Genomic DNA, 17321 nt, shown 5'->3' with positions numbered 1-17321 from the left:
CGCCATGACCGTGTCGTCCGTCGCGGCGGGCGCGGGCATATCGGTCGGCCCGCGCGACACCCGAGGCTACCGGGCGTTCACCGCCGTCAACACGGTGGTGCTGCTGGTGGTGTGCGCGGTGATGCTCTATCCGTTCATCACCGTGGTCGCCCAATCGTTCTCCAGCCCGGGCGCGATCAAGGCGGGCCTGGTCAACGTGTGGCCCGTCGGGTTCAACCTCGACACCTACCGGGCCGTGGCGCAGAACGGGACCTTCTGGGGCGCGTACGGCAACACGGTGCTGTACACGTTCCTCGGTACCACCATCGCGATGGTCCTGACGACGACGTTCGCGTACGCGATCTCCAAGCCGCACCTGCGGGGCCGGAGCGTCCTGATCGGGCTCGCCGTCTTCACGATGTTCTTCAACGGCGGCATCGTCCCCAACTACGTGCTGATCTCGGCCCTCGGCATGAAGAACACGATGTGGGCGGTGATCCTGCCGGGGGCGATCTCGGTGTTCAACCTGCTGGTGATGAAGGCCTTCTTCGAGAACCTGCCCCGGGAGCTCGAGGAAGCCGCGCAGATCGACGGGCTGGGCTGGTTCGGCATCTTCTGCCGGATCGTCCTGCCGCTGTCGAAGCCCGTCGTCGCCACGATGGTGCTGTTCTACTCGGTCGCGTACTGGAACGACTGGTTCGCGGCGTTCCTCTACCTCGACAAGCAGGAGCTCTTCCCCGTCACGCTGTTCCTGCGCAATCTGATCGCGGGCGCATCGACCACGGCGTCGGAGGGGGCGGCGGTCGCGGGGACGACCACCGCCGCGATCTCCGCGAACATCCAGGCCGTGACGATGATCCTGACCATCATCCCGATCCTGTGCGTGTACCCCTTCGTCCAGCGCTACTTCGTCTCGGGGGTGATGCTGGGCTCGGTCAAGGGCTGACCGCACACCGGCTGCCCACCCGTTGGTTGTGGGCGTGATCGTTGCGACTTTTTGTCCGCTTTGGTCGCAACGATTACGCCCACCACCAAGGGTTTACTGTTCCGTGACGCCCAGGGCCGGGGTTGGGACGAACGACGCTCCCGTGGTCGCCGCGCCGTGCAGCTCCAGCAGGACGAGCTCGTTGCCCGTCGCACGGACCAGCGGCCCCGGCACGTACAGCGTGTGCGTGGGGCCCAGACTCCAGTAGCGGCCCAGCAGCTCGCCGTTGACCCAGGCCAGGCCCTTGGTCCAGCCGTCGAGGCGCAGGAAGTGGTCCGCCCCGGCGACCGAGTCGAACGTGCCGCGGTGCAGACCCGCCGCGGCCGCGCCGCCCGCCCCGGCAACGCCAGCCGCGTCACCCGCAGCCGGTCCGACGCCGGACGCCGCCGCGCCGCCGTCGTCGGCCAGGTCCAGCGCCGCACGCAGCAGCTCCGGGGCGTCCTCTGCCCGCAGCGCGCCCGCCTCCCACTCGTCCAGCACGCGCGCCGCGGTCCGCACGGTACCGATCAGTCCATTGGGCTCGCCGATCCGGGGCCCGTAGTCGACGTGCCCCTGGTTCTCGACCAGCAGCGTCAGCTCACCAGCCCGCGCAGGCAGCGCGACGGCGAACGTGTGCGACCCGCGGTCGAGCACGCCGACCGGCTCGCCGTCGAGGAGCACGACCGCACGGTCGCGCACCTCGCCGACCGTCAGGACGGCGTCGTCGGGCCGGATGGTGGTGCGGTACACCGCGAAGCCCGACCAGAGGCCCAGCTCCTCCATCGTGGGCGCGTGGTCGAAGGTGCCCAGGGCGCCGCGCACGAGCGCGGGCACAGCGTCCGCGAGCGGGACGTGCGCGGTCAGGGCCACGTCCAGGGCGGGCGCCGGGCGCCGCGCCGCGGGGACCTCGTCGGGCACCGAAAGGTGCCGCGCGATGACTTCCCGCATCGCGTAGTACTTGGCGGTCGGCGTGCCGTCCTCGGCGAGCGGTGCGTCGTAGTCGTACGACGTCGTGATGGGCCGGTAGATGCCCTTGTCGTTCGCGCCGCTGGTCAGCCCGAAGTTGGTGCCGCCGTGGAACATGTACAGGTTCACGGACCCGCCGGCCGCGAGCAAATCGTCCAGGTCGGCGGCGTTCGCCTCGGCGGGCGCCAGGTGGTGCTCCAGCCCCCACGAGTCGAACCAGCCGTTCCAGAACTCCATGCACATCAGCGGACCCGTCGGCTGGTTCCGCCGCAGCACCTCGAGCCGCTCCGCGCTGCGCGACCCGAACGTCGCCGTCTTGTGCAGCTCCGGCAGGCCGCCGCGGGCGAGCATCTCGTCGTTCGCCTGGTCGCACGTGAACAGCGGGACGTCGATGCCCTGGTCGCGCACCAGGTCGACGAGCGCGCGCAGGTATTTCTGCCGCTCGGGCAGCGGGTCGTCGCCGTAGGCGCCGTACTCGTTCTCGACCTGCACCATGAGCACCGGTCCGCCGTGCGTCACCTGACGCTCGGCCACGAGCGGCAGCAGGCTCGCGTAGTACTTGCCGATCGCGTCGAGGAACCGCGGCTCGTGACGGCGCACGCCCACGGCGTCGTCGGCCAGGAGCCAGGCCGGCAGGCCCCCGCCGTCCCACTCCGCGCAGATGTACGGGCCCGGCCGCACGATGGCGTGCAGGCCCTCGGCGGCCACCAGGTCGAGGAACCGGCCCAGGTCACGCCGTCCGTCCAGGTCGAAGACCCCCGGCTCGGGCGCGTGGAAGTTCCACGGCACGTATGTCTCGATGGTGTTCAGGCCCATCAGCCGGGCCTTGTGGATCCGATCGGCCCACTGGTCGGGGTGCACGCGGAAGTAGTGCAGCGCGCCACTGACGACCTGCATCCGCTCGCCGTCGAGCAGGAAGTCCTCGGGTCCGATATCGAACGTGGGCATGAATATGTGCTCCTCTGGGGTGATGTAGCAGTTCGCCGAAGTAGAGCGCCCGTCCCGGACTCGCACGTGGCGAGCCGCGTCGTGCAGGGACAGGCGCTCTACTTCGGCGATCAGGTCGTCACTCGCTGACGGTGAAGCCCTGCTCGTTGCCGTAGGTGACTATCGACTCCTGCCAGGCGCCCAGGGCGTCCTTCAGCGGGGTCGAGCCGGTGTACGCCTGGCCGCCCGTGTCCGGGAACACGCTGTTCGCGTAGACCTGGTACGGCAGGTACTGCCAGCCCTCGACGACGCCGGTGGCCGACGCCGACAGCACCTCGTTGATCTTCTGACCGCCGAAGTACTCGGACTCCTCGGCGAGGAACTTCTCGTCCGTGAGGTCCGCGAGCGTCGCGGGGAAGTTGCCGCCCGCCAGGCGGGTGGCGACGCCGTCGCCGGCGTTGGCGTACTCCAGGAAGCCGTAGGCCAGGGCCTTCTTCTCGCTCGACTCCGTGATCGACAGCGCGGAGCCGCCGTTCTCGGCGGTCTCGTTCGCGCCCTCGGTCCACTGCGGCATGGGCGCCACGCGCCAGTCGCCCGACGCCGGTGCGGCACCGGACTCGAGGTTCGCGGGCATCCAGGCGCCGGTCACCAGCGCGGCGATCTCACCGTTGCCCAGGCTCTGGAACCACTCGTCGGACCAGCCCGGGACCTTCGCGACGAGGTCGTCGTCGATCATCTGCTGCCACATCTCGGCGAACTTCGCCGAGCCCTCGTCGGCGAGGTTCACGGTCACGTCGGTGCCGTCCACCTCGAACGGGTGGCCGCCGGCCTGCCAGATCATCGACGTCGTGAAGCCGGCGTCGCCGTTGTCGGACGTGATGTACGTGTTCGGGTCGTAGGCGTGGATCTTCTTCGCGGCGTCCACGAACTCGTCCCAGGTCGCGGGGACCTCGACGCCGGCCTTCTCGAACGTCTTCTGGTTGTAGAAGAGCGCCATGGGGCCGGAGTCCATCGGCAGGCCGTACACGGCGTCGCCGTCGGTCACCGCACCCCACGGGCCGGGGGAGTAGGTGCTCTCCAGGTCGCCGGCACCGAAGGCGCTCAGGTCGGCCAGGGACTCGCCGATGGAGAACTGCGGCAGGGCGTAGTACTCCATCTGCGTGACGTCGGGCACGCCCGAGCCCGCGCTGATCGCGTTCTGCAGCGCCACGTAGTGGTCGTTGCCCGTACCGACGTTCGCCATCTCGACGTTCACGTTCGGGTACTCGGCCTCGAACTCCTCGACGACCTTGTCCAGCGTGGGCTCCCACGCCCAGACCAGCAGGTCGCCGCCCTCCTCGAGCGCGGCGGCGACGTCCTCGGCGGACACCTCCTCCGCAGGGGCGTCGCCGCCGTCGGACCCGGACCCGCACGCGGTCAGGGTGAGCGCCAGGGCGCTCGCCGCGGCGAGCGCACCTACGGCGCGGTGGTGGCGGATGGTCATGGTGGTTCCTCTCACTTCATCGTCAGTCGGATCAGTCTCTGGGGGAAGCCGTGCGGGGTGGTGCTCACTCCTTGACGCTGCCGGCGGCGAGACCCGACTGCCAGTAGCGCTGCAGGAGCAGGAAGACCGCGATGAGCGGCAGGATCGTGAGGAGCGAGCCGGCGATGACGAGGTTGAAGATCGCCTCGCCGCCCGCGGTGGTGGCCTGCTGGTTCCACGCGTTCAGGCCAAGGGTCAGGGGGTACCAGTCCGGGTCGCGCAGCATGATCAGCGGCAGGAAGTAGTTGTTCCACGTCGCGACGACGGTGAACAGCAGCACCGTCACGATGCCGGGCGCCAGCATGGGCAGGGACACCTGGAAGAAGGTGCGGACCTCGCTGGCGCCGTCGATCCGGGCGGCCTCCATGATCTCGTCGGGCACGGCGTCGGCGGCGAACGTCCACATGAGGTAGAGCCCGAACGGCGAGATGAGCGACGGGATGATGACCGACCAGGGCGTGTTCGTCAGGCCCATGTTCGCGAACATGAGGAACGTGGGCACCGCCAGGGCGGTGCCGGGCACGGCCACGGCGCCGATCACGACGGCGAACACGGCGCGCTTGCCGGGGAAGCTGAACTTCGCGAGCCCGTAGCCCCCGAGCAGGGCCAGCAGGGTGGCGCCGCCCGCGCCCAGCACCACGTACATCAGCGTGTTCAGGAACCAGCGCCCGAACACCCCGCCGTCGTACGTCAGGACGCCGACGATGTTGTCCCAGAGGGCGAAGTCGCCGCTGAACCACAGGCCGAACGAGCTGAACAGGTCGGGCTGCGTCTTGGTCGCGTTGATCAGCAGCCAGACCAGCGGGATCAGCGCGTAGATGCCGACCAGGGCCGTCAGGACCGTGAGCAGGATGCTGCGCGTGGGCCGGGCGTGCGAGGTGCGGCGCGTCTTGATGCGCGGGCGGGCACGACGCGTGCGGCCGCTCGACGGGGTCATCAGTGCGTTGGTGCTCATCTGGGTCAGGCCTCCTTGCGCATGCCGCGCAGCTGCACCACGTAGGCCACGAGCATCGTGAGCACGCCCATGATGATCGCCACCGTGGCCGAGTAGTTGTACTGCTGGCCGGAGAAGGACAGCGAGTAGGCGTACAGGTTCGGCGTGTAGTGCGTCGAGATGTAGTTGGGCGACAGCGACTGCAGGATGCTCGGCTCGTTGAAGAGCTGGAACGAGCCGATGATCGAGAAGATCGTGGCGACGACCAGAGCGCCGCGGATCGCCGGCAGCTTGATCGCGGAGATCACCCGCCACGGTCCGGCGCCGTCGATCTCCGCCGCCTCGTAGAGCGAGGCCGGCACGACGCGCAGGGCCGAGTAGAAGATCAGCATGTTGTAGCCGACGAACTCCCAGGTCACGATGTTGCCGATCGCGGGGAGCACCAGGACGGAGGCGAGCGGGTCCGGGATGCTGGTGCCGAACAGGTCGTTGAAGTTGCCGACCAGGCCGAACCGCTCGCCGTACATGAAGCCCCACATCAGCGCGGCGACAACGCCGGGCACCGCGTAGGGCAGGAAGATCGTCAGGCGGAAGAAGTCACGCCCGTACAGGCGGCCGCTGTCGATCGCCAGGGCGACCAGCAGGGAGATGCCGAGCATCACGGGCACCTGGACCATGAGGAACAGGGCCACCCGGCCGACGCCGTCCCAGAACTGCGGGTCGCCGAGCGCGCGGGCGTAGTTGTCGAACCCTACGAACGAGGTGCCGCCCACGAGCTGCGTCTGGAACATGCTCAGATAGAGCGAGTAGACGATCGGCGCGAGGAAGACCAGGGCGAACACGGCCATGAAGGGCCCGACGAACCCCCATCCGGTCCAGCGGGAGCGGTGTCGCATCCGGCGTATGGTCCTGTGCACTGCCGGCGGCGATGCGAGCGTGGTCAAGGGAAGTCGCTCCTTCACGGGTGGGGTCAGCATGTCGTCGTGTTGACGTAAACATGGTGACTCGGACTAGGGTGCTCGTACGTCACGTGAGTGTCAAATGGGGCACCGGTGCGAGGCGCATCACGAGGAGGTGGATGGCGTGGAGGGCAGAGGTCCGTCCCTGGCGGACGTCGCGGCGCTCGCGGGGGTGTCGACCCAGACGGTCTCGCGCGTGTCGATGGGTCTGGACAACGTGCGGCCGGCGACCCGCGACAAGGTGCTCGCGGCCATGGCGCAGCTGGGTTACGCGCCCAACACCGCGGCGCGCGCGCTGCGCTACGGCAGCTTCCGGACCATCGGTGTGATCGCGCACCGGCTGGCCCGTACCGGCGAGTCCCGGACGGTCGAGGCGGTGGTCGAGGCGGCGCGCGCCGAGGGCTACACGGTGACCCTGATCGACGTCGAGAACCCGTCGTCCGACGTCGTCTCCGCCGCCGCGACCCGGTTGTCCCACCAGGCGATCGACGGCCTGGTGATCATCCGGGCCGAGACGGCGACGCCGGCCACCCTGGCGCTGCCGCCGCGGCTGCCCGTCGTGGTGTCCGACTCGCGGTTCGTGGGGCACCACCCCGCCGTCGGCGCCGACCAGGCGGGCGGCGCCCAGAGTGCCACCCAGCACCTCCTGGACCTGGGGCATCACACGGTGCACCACGTCGCCGGGCCGCCCGACTCGGCTCCGGCGCAGGTGCGTGCCGAGGCCTGGCGGGCGACGCTCGGCGCGGCGGGCCGGCCGGTCCCCGAGATCATGGAGGGGGACTGGTCGGCGGCCTCCGGGTACGACGCCGGACGCCGGCTCGCCGCCGACCCGGACGTCACGGCGGTGTTCTGCGCCAACGACGAGATGGCCGCCGGGGTACTGCGGGCCCTGCATGAGGCCGGGCGCGCCGTGCCGCGCGACGTCTCGGTGGTCGGGTTCGACGACATCCTGCTGGCCGAGCACCTCTGGCCGCCGCTGACGACCGTGGTGCAGGACTTCGACGAGATCGGCCGGCGGCTCGTGGCCCGCCTGCTCGAGCAGGTCCGGGCCGGTGGCGGCGTGAACGCCGAGGAGGTGAGCCTGGCGGAGACGCGGGCTGACGAGGCGGCCGGCGACGAGGACGACCTCCACGAGGTGGTCCCGGTGGAGCTGAAGGTCCGGCAGAGCACAGCACCGCCGCAGTCCCCGCCGAGGTGAGGCCAAGGGTGTTGCTCACAGCGCCCGCTAGACACATTTCAGGTACCGAACATTCACCCTGAAACCCGTAGGATCGGCTCGATGGCGCAACCAGAGGGTAGGGGTGTTACACGCGTGGAGTCACAGTCAGCCGGGGCTCTGCTCGGCTCGTCGACCCGTCCCACGTGGCGCAGCTCCGCGGTCGCGGCGGCCATCGGTGCCCTGGTGTTCGCGCTGTGCATCTGGCAGGTCGTGGTCCGCGGCCCCTTCATCGCCTGGGACTGGCAGTTCCACTACTACGTCGACGCCAACCACCCCATGGGGTGGGAGAAGGTCTTCCTCGACATCGTCGCCAGCATCACCGGTGAGCGCATGTTCACCATCCCGATGGTGGGCGGCACCGCCCTCTACGTGGCGTGGAAACAGGGCGGTCCCGGCACGCTGTGGAACATTGCCACCCGCCGGCCGGTACTGGCCGTGCTGGCGGGCCTCGCGACCATCGCGTCGATCGGCTACGGCACCAAGTTCGGCCTCGGGCGCACCGGCCCGCACCACAACATGGACGTGCTGCACGCCGGCGGCCAGGCGTTCCCCTCGGGGCACGCGGCGAACACGTTCTTCACCGGCTTCTTCATCCTCTGCCTGCTGTTCACCCAGTACGGGCTGTACCCGAGCCGCAGCCGGCTGCGCAAGATGATCCCGGTCGTCGCGGTGATCGTGGTGATCGCCGGCGCGCTCATGTCGTGGCTCGACTACCACTGGCTGAGCGACATCCCCGGCGGCTGGCTGCTCGGGTTCATCGCCTGCATGGTCGCGCTGTCGGTGTTGCGCGCCCCGCGCCGCGAACGAGATCGCTCGGGCGCGAGCTAGGCGCTCCGGCGGGCCGGCGCCACGACGTCGTCGGCCTGGCTGACCTCGGCCCATACCGCGTCGAGCGACAGACCGAGCACGTTCGCGATCGCCGCGATGGTGGAGAAGGCGGGGGTGGCGACCCGGCCGGACTCGATCTTCCGCAGCGTCTCCGGGGAGACGCCCGCGTCCAGCGCGGTCTCGAGCATCGAGCGCTCGCCCCTGGCGCGGCGCAGGAGCATGCCGAGACGCTGCCCGCGCTCGACCTCTGCCGGAGTGAGCGGAAGTCTGACCATGGCGCCGATTATAGTACCGGTATAACATTACCGGGATAGTTATTGGCAGCACGAGGAAGGCGCCGCATGATCGAGATCCTGGACCCCACCGAGCTGGCCCGAGCGAAGGTTACCGGCGCCCTGGTCGCGGACATCCTGTACGCGTGCAAGGACCGCAGCGGCATCGGCACGAACCTCCTGGAGATCGACCAGTGGGCCGCCACCATGATCAAGGAGGCCGGCGCCCAGTCCTGCTACGTCGACTACGCGCCGTCCTTCGGGCGCGGGCCGTTCGGCCGCTACATCTGCACCGCCGTCAACGACGCCGTGCTGCACGGGATGCCGCACGACTACACCCTGGCCGACGGCGACCTGCTGACGCTCGACCTCGCCGTCTCGCTGGACGGGGTGGCGGCGGACTCGGCGATCAGCTTCATCGTCGGCGGGTCCAGGCCCGCGGAGAGCGTCGCGATGATCAGCACCACCGAACGCGCGCTCGACGCGGGCATAGCCGCCGCCGGGCCCGGAGCGCGCATCGGCGACATCTCCCACGCCATCGGCTCCGTGCTCAGCGCGGCCGGGTTCCCCATCAACACCGAGTTCGGGGGCCACGGCATCGGGTCGACGATGCACCAGGACCCGCACATCGCGAATACCGGGCGGCCCGGCCGCGGCTACCGGCTGCGTCCCGGGCTCCTGCTCGCCCTCGAGCCGTGGGTCATGGCGGACACCGACGAGCTCGTCACCGATGCCGACGGGTGGACCCTCCGCAGCGCGACAGGCTGCCGGACGGCGCACAGCGAGCACACGATAGCCATCACCGACGACGGCGCGGAGATCCTCACCCTGCCGACGCGGGCGCGGTAGGTCGCCTCTCCGGGGCAGCCGAGGCGGGGGCGTCAGAGCCGCGCCAGGGCTTCCTCGACCAGCTCCCGTACGACGTCGTGCACCGCCGCGCGGTCGGCGGGGACCAGGCCGATGCGGGTGCGGCGGTCCAGCACGTCTTCCGCGTCCAGCGCGCCCTCGTGGGTCACCGCCCACTCGATCTCCGCGCGGGTGATGTCCAGGTGCTCGGTGCCCGCGATCCCCTGCCCGACGGCGGCGGTGGAACCAGGCAGCGCCGCAACGTCCAGCACCTCGGCGGCCTCGGTGCCGTACCGTGCGTCGAGCGGGCTTCCGCTGGTCGAGCTCTCGCTGGTCGACGGCGCCCCGACCAGCGGCAGGTCGGCCGTCCAGCACGGCCCGGCCGTGAGCCCGGCGTGCTTCACCGCCAGGTCCACGGCATCCTCGGCCATGGTCCGGTACGTCGTCAGCTTGCCGCCGAGCACGTTCACCGCCCCGGTCGACGGCGACACCTCGACCAGGTGCTTGCGCGAGACGTCGGCGGACGCCTCGTCGCTCGACCCGGCCGAGTCTACGAGGGGCCGCAGCCCAGCGAAGGCGCCCACGACGTCGTCGGGCAGCAGGGGGCGGTCCAGCACGCCGGAGACGGTCTCCAGCAGGAAGTCGATCTCGGGCCGCGTGGGCACCGGCACGTCCGGGACGGCGCCGGGCGCCTCCTCGTCCGTCAGGCCGATGATCACGCGCCCGAGCTGCACCGGCAGCGCGAACACGTACCGCGAGCCGGAGCCCGGCACGGGCACCATGAGCGCGGCCGCCGGCTCGCCCAGCCGGGCCGCGGGCACCACGACGTGCGTGCCGCGGCTGGGCCGCAGCCGCACCGACGGGTCCACCGTCGCGGCCCACACGCCCGTGGCGTTCACGACCGCGCGGGCCCGGACGGTCAGCGTCGCGCCGGTCAGCGCGTCCTGGAGGGTCGCGCCGTCCGCCCGCAGCTCCGTGGCCCGGACGCGGGTCAGGATCTTCGCCCCCCGTCCCGCCGCCGTGCGGGCCAGGGCGACGACGAGGCGGGCGTCGTCGACCAGCTGGCCGTCGTGCGCGATCCACGCGCCGTGCAGGTGCTCGCGCGAGACGGCGGGCACGAGCCGGGCGGCCTCGTCCCGGCGGGCGAGGCGAGGTCCGGGCAGCACCAGGGACGAGGTCCCGGCGTCGCGGCGCAGCAGGTCGCCGAGGCCGAACCCGATGCCGACGGTGAGGCCCTTCCGTCGTCCCGCACCGGGGGTGAGCACCTGCGGGAGCGCCCGGACCAGGTGCGGCGCGGTCCGTGTCATCAGGACGTGCCGCTCGCGCGCGCTCTCGCGGGCCACGCCGACGTCACCCGTGGCGAGGTAGCGCAGGCCGCCGTGCGCCAGCTTGGAGCTCCACCGGGAGGTGCCCCAGGCCAGGTCGTGCGCCTCGACCAGGGCGACGGTCAGGCCGCGGGCGGCGGCGTCGAGCGCGACGCCGGTGCCCGTGACCCCGCCGCCGACCACGAGCAGGTCCACGGTCTCGGAGGTGAGGCCGTCGAGCTCGCGCGCGCGGCGCCGGGCCGTGAGGGCGGTGCGTTGCATCGGTCCTGCTTCCGGTCGAGGACGCCGCGAACGGCGGTCGGGGTCAGGGGCGGAGGTAGCCGTCGAGGGCGTGCGCCAGCTCGGTCCGCAGGGCGTCGGCCTCGATCACCGTCGTGACCGTCTTGTGGGAGAGCAGGGCCGACTGGGAGATGAGCAGGACCATGACCGCCATGTCCGTGGCTGAGCCGGCCCGGACCGTGCCACCTCGCTGGGCGGCCGCGATGTTGGCGGCGAGCCACTCGAGAACGACCCGCTGCGACCGCCCGATCCGCTGGAACGCGTAGCGCGTGAAGACCTCGGGCTCGGTGTCCAGGAGACGCCCGAACACGTGGTCGGCGTGGAACAGGTCGCCGAACCGGACCACCTTGTCGACGATGGCGGCGCGGTCGGCGGCCTGCGGCCCGACGGCGGTGATCACCTGCTGCATGCGGTGCGCGATGAGGGCGCGGAGCACGTCGTCGGCGGACTCCCAGCGTCGGTAGACCGTGGGGCGGGAGACACCCGCGGCCCGGGCGAGCTCCGTGACCGACAGGCCGCGCGTGCCGCGGGTCGCGACGATCTCCGAGGCAGCGGTCAGCAGGCGCTGCTCGACGGGATCGGCGCCGGCCTGACCGTCCGACGGCGGGCTGTGGGTTCCGGCTGGACCGTTACGGATTGTCATCTTGTGTCAAACTGTAACGCACAGCCGCTGGATCCGACCGCCGCACCCGACCGCCCGCACGACCCGACCGCTACCCGACACGGAGGACGCGTGAGCACGCTGCCGCAGGACGAGCGCATCGACATGCGCTGGGACGGCTGGGGCGACCCGGCCAGGGCGCACGGGCTGCCGGGCGGTGTGAAGCTGCTGCTCACGGCCGTGCTCGGACGCATGCCGAAGCCGCCGCGCGGGCCCGGTCTCGCCGAGGCCGAGATCAGCACCCCGGCCCTGACCGCCGACGACCTGGCGGCGCTGGCCGAGGCGGTCGGCGAGGCCCACGTCGACGCCGGCCACGACGCGCGTCTGCTGCACGCAGGCGGCAAGTCCACGCCGGACCTGCTGCGGCGTCGGCAGGCGGAGCAGGCGGCGCCGGGCGCCGTCGTGCTGCCCGGGACGGAGGCCGAGGTGGCGGCGGTGCTCGCGGTCGCGGGCGAGCGTGGCCTCGCGGTGGTGCCGTTCGGCGGCGGCACCGCCGTGACCGGCGGCCTGGAGCCCGACGCCGGGCAGCACCGGGGCGTGGTCAGCCTCGACCTGCGCCGGCTGTCCGGGCTGGTCGCGTTCGACGACGTCGACCAGCAGGCGACCTTCCTCGCGGGGACGACGGCGCCCGCCGCCGAGACGTTCCTGGCGGAACGGGGCTTCGAGCTGGGGCACTTCCCCCAGAGCTTCGAGTTCGCGACGCTCGGCGGGTTCGCCGCCATGCGCTCGTCCGGCCAGAGCTCCGCCGGGTACGGGCGGTTCGACGCCATGGTCACCGGCCTGCGGGTGGTGACGCCCACGGGCCCGCTCGACCTGGGCCGGGCGCCCGGCTCGGCGGCCGGGCCCGACCTGGTGCGGTGGTTCCTCGGCTCGGAGGGAACGTGCGGCGTGATCACCCAGCTGCGCCTGCGGGTGCATCCGGTCCCGGAGGCGCGGCTGTTCGACGCGTGGGCCTTCGGCGACTTCGCCGCCGGGGCGGACGCACTGCGCCGTGTGGTGCAGCTCGGCACGGGACCCACCGTGATCCGCCTGTCCGACGAGGCCGAGACCGCTGTGTCCCTGGCCCAGGTCGGGCAGATCGGGCGGGCGCTGGCCACGGGCTGCTCCGCCGTCGTCCTGCACGAGGGGCCCGCCGACCTCACGCCGGCGCGCCGCGAGGCCACGAGCCGGGTGCTGCGGGAGGCAGGCGGGGAGCCCGCCGACGCCAAGCTGGCCGCCTCCTGGGACCACGGCCGGTTCAAGGCGCCGTACCTGCGTGACGCGCTGCTGGCGCACGGCGTGTTCTGCGAGACGCTGGAGACGGCCACCACCTGGTCGAACCTGCACGCGCTGAAGGCCGCCGTCACGACGGCGCTGGAGCGGGGGTTCGCCGAGGAGCGGGCGAAGAACCGGATCCTGTGCCACATCTCGCACGTGTACCCGACCGGCGCCTCGCTGTACTTCACGGTGATCGCGGGGCTCGGTACGGAGTCGCTCGAACCGTGGAGCCGGGTGAAGTCCCGGGTGAACGACGCGATCATGGCGGCGGGCGGCACCATCAGCCACCACCACGGCGTCGGCACGGACCACGCGCCGTGGCTGGAGCACGAGATCGGCTCGGCCGGCATCCGCCTGCTCCGTGCGGTCCAGGCCGAGCTGGACCCGTCGGGAATCATGAACCCCAACGCCCTCATTCCCCGCCCCCTCTGACGTGTCAGAAGCACAGGTCACTCGGGTGACCTGGAGGTCTGACAGGTCGGGTAGGTTTCGGGGATGACGGAGCAGGACGGCGGGGGCGGGCACGTCGCGGTGCTCGTGAACCCCGCGTCAGGGCGGGGTATCGGCGCCGACAGCGGACAGGTGGCGATCGAGCGGCTGCGGGCCCGGGGCGCCGACGTCCGCGTCTATCAGGGGAGCAGTGAGGCCGAGACGGTCGCGCTCGCCCAGCGGGCCGTCGACGAAGGCCCCGGCGTGCTCGTGGTGGCCGGCGGCGACGGAACCGTCTCGTCGGTGCTGGCGCCCGTGCTGGGGTCCGGCGTCCCGCTGGCGCTGATCCCCGGCGGCACGGGCAACGACCTGGCCCGTGAGCACGGCATCCCTCTGAACGACGCCGCTGCCGCCGCCGACCTCGTGCTCGACGGCGCCCGGCGCCGCGTCGACACGGGCACCGTCACGGCCGACGACGGCACCGTGCGCCACTTCGTCACGGTGCTGTGCGCGGGCCTGGACTCGCTGACCAACGAGCGCACCAACCGCATGACGTGGCCCACGGGGCCGGCCCGCTACCTGGTCGCCGTCTACCTGGAGTGGCTGCGGCTGCGGAAGTTCGCCTACCGGCTGCGCCCGGCCGGCGCTCCGGCGCTGGAGCAGGACGGGTACATGCTCGCGATCGGGCTCACCAGATACTACGGCGGCGGGGTGCCGATCTGCCCGGGTGCGGATCCCGCGGACGGGCTGCTCGACGTCACCCTGGTGCAGGCCGTCGGCCGGTTCCGGATCCTCGCGTTCGACCCGCTGATCAAGGCGGGCACGCATGTGGAGCGGCCGGAGGTCACGACGCTGCGGGCGCCGGCGATCCGGCTCGAGGCGCCGGCGGGGCTGGTCGCGTACGCGGACGGCGAGCTCGTGGGGCCGCTGCCGGTGACCGTCGAGGCGCAGCGGGAGGCGCTGACGCTCTGCGTCCCGGTGTGACGTTCCTGAGGGTGTGCCGGGCTCTGCAAAATATGGGAGTACAGTTCTATTAACTGTACTCCCATATATTGCGAGCTCTCCATGGACAAGCCTGCTGACATGTTCGACCGCGACCACGAGTGGGCTGCGCTGGGCGGGTTCATCTCCGACGACCAGCCCGGTGCGACGCTCGGCGTCGTCTCGGGCCGCCGGCGCCAGGGGAAGACTTACCTGCTGGAAGCCGCCTGCCAGGCGGCAGGAGGCTTCTACTTCGGCGCGACCGAAGCCACCGACGCTGAGTCGCTGCGCAGGATCAGTCGTTCCCTGACCGAGCACGTCCGCCCGGCGAGCCCGTACCACTTCGCCGGTTGGGCCGAGGTGATCGACGCGCTCCTGGCGCTTGGGCGGGAGCGGCCCATACCGGTCGTGATCGACGAGTTTCCCTACCTGGCCAGGGCAAATCCTGAGCTGCCCTCGATCGTGCAGGAAGCACTGCGGCCACGACGCACTCAGCGATCGGAGTCACGGACGCGACTGCTGTTGTGCGGTTCGGCGCTGTCGTTCATGGGCAAGCTGCTCGCCGGCAACGCACCGCTACGGGGCAGGGCGGGACTCGACCTGCTCGTCCGTCGGTTGGACCATCAGCTTGCGGCACAGTTCTGGGACATCACCGACCCACGGCTCGCGATGCAGGTGCACGCCATCGTGGGGGGAACGCCTGCCTACCGTCGTGAGTTCGCGCGCGGCGACTCCCCGTCCGGCCTGGACGACTTCGACAGCTGGGTCACCCGCACGGTGCTGAATCCCGAGTCAGCGCTCTTCCGCGAGGCGCGATATCTGCTCGCGGAGGAGCCTGACCTGCGCGACACCACCCTGTACCTGTCGGTGCTCGCATCGGTCGCCGAGGGTAATGCGACCCGCGGCGGCATGGCGAACTATCTGGAGCGCAAGGCGGCGGACATCGCGCATCCCATCAACGTGCTCGAGGACGCCGGCCTGCTGTACCGGGACGACGACGTGTTCCGCGCCAACCGCCCCACGTTCCGCATCGCGGAGCCGCTCATCGCCTTCTACCACGCCATCATGCGCCCGGTATGGGACCAGCTCGAACGGCCGGGCGCAGCGGAGCGTGTCTGGAGAGCGAGCCAGCGGCGGTTCGCCAGCAACATACTGGGACCACATTTCGAGCAGGTCTGCCGCGACTGGGCGCTTCACCACGCCGACCCGGACCTTCTCGGTGGACTACCTGCCCGAGTCGGTCACGGCGTGGTCCACGATCCACGGACGAGGGCGAACCACGAGGTCGACGTTGCCGTCATTGGCATTGCTGACGGCGAGAAGCCACCTCTGCTCGCGATCGGTGAGGCCAAGTGGAACGACACGATGGGGATCGCCCACCTCGATCGGCTCAGGCAGATCCGCGATGCGGTCGGTGAAGCCGGGCGCTATGACGTTCGCGAGACGCGCCTGATCTGTTTCAGCGGCGCCGGGTTCAACGACCGGATCCACGAGGCGACAGCCGCGTCCGACGACGTCGTCCTGGTTGGGCTTCCTGAGCTCTATGCGTGAGGCTGATCAGTACCTGGCAACGGCCGCCCTGGCGGGCGCGCGGGCCGCGGTGTGATCCGGCTCACCGGCAGCCGATGTCACGTCGGTGGGCCGGGTGGTGTCTGGATGGGGTCCGCGACAGAACCGCCGGACGGAGCCAGACCATGTCCCGCACGCCGAGGAACCGCCCGCGGAGCGAGCCGGCCCGCAGCATCAGTACCCGGATCACCGCCGTCCTGCCGAACACCGTGACCAACCGTGCCATGGCGGCGTGCTCCCGCTGGCGGTACGGGGCGGTGCTGGACCCGCTGGTCGCCGTCGGGCAGCACGGGAAGGTGACTCGGACCTACGCGCTGACCGAGCTCGGCGTCCGCGGCTGGAAGTCGCTGGACCCGGGCCTGAAGTCGCTGGCGGTCATGGCTGCCTCGGTGTCGATCGGCTGCACCTGGTGCGTGGACTTCGGCTACTGGGAGGCGCAGCATGAGCACGTGGACCCCGCGAAGCTGCACGACGTCCCCGCCTGGCGCACGAGCGAGCGGTTCACCGGTCTGGAGCGGGACGTCCCGGTCAGACCGACGCGAGGTCCCCGGCCACGAAGCTCAGCTCGCGGCGGGCGGGCTGGGGCACCACCTCGCCCGGGATGCTCAGCCCGACGGCCCAGGCGGGCTCGCCCTGCCTGCGCGGGACGAGGGATGCGGCACAGGTGATGTCGTCGCGGAACTCGCCGTGCTCCTCGACCACGGCGTCGGGCCGCAGGCGGGCGAGCTGCGCGTCGAGCACCGTCAGGTCCGGGGTGGTGCGTGCGGTGAACTTGCGCATCCCGGCGTCGATCACCAGTTCGTGCCGCTCCCGTCGCGGGATGCCGAGCAGCAGCGCCTTGCCGAGCGCGGTGGCGTGAGCGGAGACGTCGAGCCCGCGCTCCAGGTCCTCGAGGTACGGCGAGCCGGGAGCCTCCGCGTAGTCGACCACCACCACGCGGCCGGCGCTGATGCGGCCCAGGTACGCGCTGTAACCGGTGGTCTGGGCGAGGTGGCGCAGCACCTCGCGGGTGTCGGGGCCGCGGCCGAGCGAGCCGAGCTGCTCGTAGAACCGGTTGCTCACCTGCTCGCCGACGTCGTACGTGCCGTCCTTGAGCCGCGTGACATAGCCCTCGTAGGCGAGCGTGCGCACCAGATGGTACGTGGTGGAGAGGTTGAGGCCGCTGCGGCGGGCGATGGCTTTGACGGGAAGACCTGGGGAGCGTGTCACGACCTCGAGAACACGGAGGGCGCGCGCCACGCTCTGCACCAGGTCGTCCGGGCGCTCCCGTTCGGCGTACAGAGTCACGTGCCCCCCTTGCTGGTCGGTGGTGCCGACGGTTGTTCGACCGTCGTACCGCCCGAATGGGTCTCGACAGGGTGGTTCGAGAGTGCGACAGTGTGTGTGCCCTCGCAGCCATCGTAG

The 17321-nt window shown here is 71.2% G+C and carries 15 protein-coding genes and 1 pseudogene; 8 read left to right on the top strand and 8 right to left on the bottom strand.

Annotated elements, in window-relative coordinates:
• Positions 1 to 4: 4 nt before the first annotated feature.
• Positions 5 to 925, top strand: a complete 921-nt coding sequence (locus EW117_RS06095; RefSeq protein ID WP_129784935.1) for a carbohydrate ABC transporter permease — start codon at positions 5 to 7, stop codon at positions 923 to 925.
• A 93-nt stretch (positions 926 to 1018) separates the two neighbouring features.
• Here EW117_RS06095 and EW117_RS06090 read toward each other — a convergent pair whose 3' ends face one another.
• From EW117_RS06090 to EW117_RS06075, 4 genes are all read right to left on the bottom strand, one after another.
• The gene (locus EW117_RS06090; protein WP_129784722.1) at positions 1019 to 2857 is read right to left on the bottom strand and encodes a glycoside hydrolase family 35 protein; all 1839 of its coding nucleotides are present in this window, start codon (positions 2855 to 2857) and stop codon (positions 1019 to 1021) included.
• Between the two features lie 118 nt (positions 2858 to 2975).
• Entirely contained in the window at positions 2976 to 4319 is a 1344-nt protein-coding gene (locus tag EW117_RS06085; protein ID WP_129784720.1) for an ABC transporter substrate-binding protein, read from the bottom strand.
• A gap of 64 nt (positions 4320 to 4383) precedes the next feature.
• Positions 4384 to 5313, bottom strand: a complete 930-nt coding sequence (locus EW117_RS06080) for a carbohydrate ABC transporter permease (RefSeq protein WP_129784718.1) — start codon at positions 5311 to 5313, stop codon at positions 4384 to 4386.
• 5 nt (positions 5314 to 5318) lie between these two features.
• Positions 5319 to 6188 (bottom strand): carbohydrate ABC transporter permease, encoded by an 870-nt coding sequence (locus EW117_RS06075; RefSeq protein ID WP_242504108.1) that lies wholly within the window; start codon positions 6186 to 6188, stop codon positions 5319 to 5321.
• Between the two features lie 145 nt (positions 6189 to 6333).
• On the opposite strand from EW117_RS06075, the gene EW117_RS06070 reads away from it, so the two are divergent.
• Together EW117_RS06070 and EW117_RS06065 are read left to right on the top strand one after the other, a co-directional pair.
• A complete protein-coding gene (locus tag EW117_RS06070) occupies positions 6334 to 7449 on the top strand; it encodes a LacI family DNA-binding transcriptional regulator (protein ID WP_129784714.1) in 1116 nt (371 codons plus the stop codon).
• A gap of 114 nt (positions 7450 to 7563) precedes the next feature.
• Complete coding sequence (locus EW117_RS06065; protein ID WP_129784712.1) at positions 7564 to 8298, top strand: phosphatase PAP2 family protein; 735 nt, start codon at positions 7564 to 7566, stop codon at positions 8296 to 8298.
• Here EW117_RS06065 and EW117_RS06060 read toward each other — a convergent pair.
• Positions 8295 to 8573 carry a helix-turn-helix domain-containing protein gene (locus tag EW117_RS06060; RefSeq protein ID WP_129784710.1) on the bottom strand — a complete coding sequence of 93 codons (279 nt, stop codon included), beginning with the start codon at positions 8571 to 8573 and terminating at the stop codon, positions 8295 to 8297. The two genes, EW117_RS06065 and EW117_RS06060, sit on opposite strands and share 4 nt — an antisense overlap.
• Positions 8574 to 8639: 66 nt before the next feature.
• Here EW117_RS06060 and map point away from each other — a divergent pair, with 66 nt between their 5' ends.
• Positions 8640 to 9419: a type I methionyl aminopeptidase gene (gene map, locus EW117_RS06055; RefSeq protein WP_129784708.1), complete on the top strand. Its 780-nt coding sequence runs from the start codon at positions 8640 to 8642 to the stop codon at positions 9417 to 9419.
• Between the two features lie 32 nt (positions 9420 to 9451).
• Here map and EW117_RS06050 read toward each other — a convergent pair whose 3' ends face one another.
• Positions 9452 to 11002, bottom strand: a complete 1551-nt coding sequence (locus tag EW117_RS06050) for a glycerol-3-phosphate dehydrogenase/oxidase (RefSeq protein WP_129784706.1) — start codon at positions 11000 to 11002, stop codon at positions 9452 to 9454.
• A gap of 43 nt (positions 11003 to 11045) precedes the next feature.
• Complete coding sequence (locus EW117_RS06045) at positions 11046 to 11663, bottom strand: TetR/AcrR family transcriptional regulator (RefSeq protein WP_129784705.1); 618 nt, start codon at positions 11661 to 11663, stop codon at positions 11046 to 11048.
• 90 nt (positions 11664 to 11753) lie between these two features.
• Here EW117_RS06045 and EW117_RS06040 point away from each other — a divergent pair, with 90 nt between their 5' ends.
• The 4 genes and pseudogenes from EW117_RS06040 to EW117_RS30615 form a co-directional block, all read left to right on the top strand.
• On the top strand, positions 11754 to 13370 hold the full coding sequence (locus EW117_RS06040) for an FAD-binding oxidoreductase (protein ID WP_242504106.1): 1617 nt from the start codon (positions 11754 to 11756) through the stop codon (positions 13368 to 13370).
• Between the two features lie 63 nt (positions 13371 to 13433).
• A complete protein-coding gene (locus EW117_RS06035; RefSeq protein ID WP_129784703.1) occupies positions 13434 to 14351 on the top strand; it encodes a diacylglycerol kinase family protein in 918 nt (305 codons plus the stop codon).
• A gap of 99 nt (positions 14352 to 14450) precedes the next feature.
• Positions 14451 to 15899, top strand: a complete 1449-nt coding sequence (locus tag EW117_RS06030) for an AAA family ATPase (RefSeq protein WP_207211768.1) — start codon at positions 14451 to 14453, stop codon at positions 15897 to 15899.
• A 74-nt stretch (positions 15900 to 15973) separates the two neighbouring features.
• A pseudogene (locus tag EW117_RS30615) lies at positions 15974 to 16420 on the top strand (carboxymuconolactone decarboxylase family protein); the annotation flags it as partial.
• A 25-nt stretch (positions 16421 to 16445) separates the two neighbouring features.
• On the opposite strand, the gene EW117_RS06020 reads toward EW117_RS30615, so the two are convergent.
• Complete coding sequence (locus EW117_RS06020) at positions 16446 to 17204, bottom strand: IclR family transcriptional regulator (protein WP_129784697.1); 759 nt, start codon at positions 17202 to 17204, stop codon at positions 16446 to 16448.
• Positions 17205 to 17321 lie beyond the last annotated feature (117 nt).

This window comes from Promicromonospora panici, from assembly GCF_900608595.1.
Taxonomy (GTDB): domain Bacteria; phylum Actinomycetota; class Actinomycetes; order Actinomycetales; family Cellulomonadaceae; genus Promicromonospora; species Promicromonospora panici.
The sequence above is the reverse complement of the archived record's forward strand: the minus strand, read 5'-3'. Positions and strand labels throughout refer to the sequence as shown.